This window comes from Clostridia bacterium, from assembly GCA_017438525.1.
Lineage (GTDB): Bacteria > Bacillota > Clostridia > Oscillospirales > RGIG8002 > RGIG8002.
In genome coordinates, this window is record JAFRVI010000068.1 from 1 (window position 1) to 3,255 (window position 3,255).

The window sequence follows — 3,255 nt, forward strand, 5'->3', positions numbered from 1 at the left end:
CGAGCTCAAAGGGCTTTGCCAGAACGGAAAGACATACTGGCGCGGCAACGTCACCCCGCGTTCCTATATCGAGCTGAGCCAGCAGATAGAGAACGCCGAGACGCTGCTCTGGAAGGGTCCGAAGCAGGTCGAGGCCGAGGAAGCCATCGCCGCGCTGAAGGCCGCGATCGCGGGCCTCGTTCCGATAAAGGCCGGTGAGAAGGTAACCAGCATATTCAGCTTTGAGAGTTACTCCGGACGCGACCTTTCCAGAGCGTCCGGCGACCGCACCGAAAACGTTACCTATTCCCTCGACAAGACCTTCGCGAAGCTGCCCGAGGGCTACGGCCAGGCGCTGAAGATGACCGCGAAGGAGGATATGACCTCCGAAACCAAAGACGAGCACGGTATGATGCAGTTCAAGGCGATGTACCGTGACGGCGGCAACCACGTCGTCCCGATCATGATCGGCAACGACGAGGATCCGAAGGCGAATACGCTTATCGGCGACCTTTCCGGCACCGACGGCATCTGCCTCTGGGTAGGCGTCAACGACGTCAATCTCGTCCAGGAATGCGCGATGCGTTTCTCGGTCTCCAACTGCTCCGTAGGTCCTTACTTTGAGCGTTCCGCGATAGATATCCCCATTCCCGCCACCGGCTCCGGCTGGATATATCTCCCCTGGGAATACTTCGAATACTATGACTGGACCGATGAAGAGCTGAATCTTGCGAAGATCTACTTCTACATCATCCGCTTCGACGGCGCCATCAAGGCGGGGCTCGAGGTTTACATCACCGGCATCCACGCCTACAAGAACGTCACCAACGGCACTTGGGAGACCCCCGTCGTATCCAACATATCCGAGGGCGGCGAATACGACGTTTCCGAGCAGGCGCTCATTCCCGACTGGAACGTCGGCGCCGCTATGCTGGACGGCGAAGCCCTGATCTACGGCAACTCCGTGCTGAAGAACGGCGAGCATACGCTGGTCGTTACCAACGGCGATAAGTCTGTCACCGTCAACTTCACCACCACCGGCGCCGCCGAATACGCCACTCCGGTCGTCAACGTCGAGAACGGCGGGGAATACACCGCGCCGCTGACGCTCACCTGGGACGTCGGCATCGGCACGCTAAACGGCGAAGTCATAGAGAACGGCGCCGTCGTTGAAGCTCCCGGCGGCTACGTGCTCGAGGTCATCAACGGCACGAAGTCCGTTTCCGTCCGCTTCAACGTCAAAGACGAGCTGCCGCCTCCGCCTCCGGTCAAGAAGGGCGACCCGACCGGCAACGGCAAGATCGAAGTCGACGACGCGCTTGCCGCGCTCCGCGTTGCGGCGAAGCTTGCCGAACCCACGGATGAACTTCTTGCGGCCTGCGACATCGACGGCAACGGCAAGATCGAGGTCGACGACGCGCTCGCGATCCTCCGCGTCGCCGCGAAGCTCGCTGACGAAAGCTCGCTCGGATAAAACTCCGATGCATTATCAAGCGGCTCCCTTTCAAAACTTGAAAGGGAGCCGCTTTTCGTTCGTTTTTATTCAAACACGCTTTCTATCACCTTCGGGCAGCTTTCCGGCGAATATCGCCACCTGCCGATATGCGCGACGTCGGGATAATCGAAGCCGCGCGGCGCTTCCGTGCGCGGCAGGCGGTCGATTATCACGAGCTTGACCTTCATCTTTTCCGGTATTATGCTCTTTATGTAGACGGAAACGCGGTCGCCCGCCGAAACCTCGGCTCCGGATTCAGCGAGCCCGGCGAGGTTGGGCGTAAGCTCTACGAAAACGCCGTATTTCTCCACCGATCGCACTATTCCCGCCACCGTCTGTCCCGCCTCGAAGCGCGCGGCGTTCTCCGCCCACGTCCCGAGCAGCTCGCGGTGTGAAAGCGTGATCCGCCCGCCGCCTGCCGCGCTGACGACCGCGCGGATGTCCTGCCCGGCGGCGAAGCGCTCCGCCGGATGCGCGATGCGTGAGACAGAGATCGCGTCGATGGGCAGCAGCCCGATGATACCGCAGCCGATATCGACGAAGGCGCCGAAGCTGTCCGGCCGCGTGACGCGCGCGTCGATGACGTCGCCCGGACGCATCCGCGAAACGTACTTCTCAGAGCATAGCCGCATCGCCTCGCGGCGCGAGAGCAGCGCGTATTCGCCTCCCGCGACGTCGGTGGCGACGCCGGTCACGGTGAAGCAGACCGGCTTGCCGACGCGGGATATGACGGCGATGTCCTTGACCTCACCGTCCGGCGACCAGGCGCCCTCCGGGCGCGGTATAACTCCGCGCATGAACCCGAGATCGACCACTATATTGCGGTCCCTGTCGCATAAGACTGCTGTCCCTTCGCAGATGCGCTTTTCATCACGCGCGCGCAGCAGCTCGGCTTTTGATTCGGGACGGTAACCGAGCCGTCCTTCAGGTAAAAACGTCATAATATTCACCGCCGCATCAGATGCGGCCCTTTCGTGTGGTTTTTACCAAAATATATGCTGTCCGCGGCGCAAAAATACCGTATGAGCGAATATGATCAGCCGTATTATCTGCAAGGAAACGCGAGGTTATAACAAAGAAATATTGACATTTTACGACTTCCGGTTATAATAACCGTAAATTTACAAAAACCGCTTGCATAATTGACCTTGCCATGATATAATAACGTATGGCAAGTGTATGGATTTACACGAAATTTAACCTTAAAGAGAGGAAAAGAATATGGTAGTTGAAGATTTGGTAGTCATAACCCCGAAAGAAAAAGCAATGCTCTGCAAAGCTCTTGCGAAGCATATGCCCAAGCTGAGAAAGCTTCTGCGGCTTTCACAGAAGGAGTTCGGTCTCCGCGCCGGCGTCTCTGTCGACCGCGTTTCGCTTATCGAAAACGGTCATTTTCAGATGACCTGGTCGCAGTTCACCTCCTTCCTGTTCATCTTCTCGCTGAACAAGCTGACGAAGGAGTATTTCGTCGAGAATAAGCTTATCGACCGCCGCGTGCTTCAGTATCTTGAGGCGAAGCGCGAAGCCGAGGAGCCCGAGATGAGCATTCTTATCAACGAGTCCATGAGCTCGGCGTTCAACGCGCTGAATATGGGCGACGTCATCCAGCGCCTGAAGGAGCAGAAGCAGTATCAGCTGTAATTCCCATCCGGCACGTATTATGACGAAACCGCACCCATTAGGGCGTGCAAATCAGGGATACGCCGGTCTTAAAAAGGATCTTTTCGCGCCGGTCAAGGCGAAAGCGCGATGGAATACTGTATGTATTCCGAGCGGTTTCA

General features: G+C 57.7%; 3 protein-coding genes. 2 read left to right on the forward strand and 1 reads right to left on the reverse strand.

Annotated elements, in window-relative coordinates; translation table 11 throughout:
* Positions 1-1,453, forward strand: a 1,453-nt coding sequence (locus tag IJL83_06390) for a dockerin type I repeat-containing protein (GenBank protein ID MBQ6553223.1), incomplete at its 5' end; no start/stop codon positions are given.
* 65 nt (positions 1,454-1,518) lie between these two features.
* Here IJL83_06390 and IJL83_06395 read toward each other — a convergent pair.
* Positions 1,519-2,415, reverse strand: a complete 897-nt coding sequence (locus IJL83_06395) for a 30S ribosomal protein S1 (GenBank protein ID MBQ6553224.1) — start codon at positions 2,413-2,415, stop codon at positions 1,519-1,521.
* Positions 2,416-2,695: 280 nt separating this feature from the next.
* Here IJL83_06395 and IJL83_06400 point away from each other — a divergent pair, with 280 nt between their 5' ends.
* On the forward strand, positions 2,696-3,115 hold the full coding sequence (locus IJL83_06400; GenBank protein MBQ6553225.1) for a helix-turn-helix domain-containing protein: 420 nt from the start codon (positions 2,696-2,698) through the stop codon (positions 3,113-3,115).
* Positions 3,116-3,255 lie beyond the last annotated feature (140 nt).

Bases quoted from the DNA above. Each gene is read 5' to 3' on its own strand.
- IJL83_06395 (MBQ6553224.1), bottom strand. From the start codon at position 2,415: ATGACGTTTTTACCTGAAGGACGGCTCGGTTACCGTCCCGAATCAAAA.
- IJL83_06400 (MBQ6553225.1), top strand. From the start codon at position 2,696: ATGGTAGTTGAAGATTTGGTAGTCATAACCCCGAAAGAAAAAGCAATG.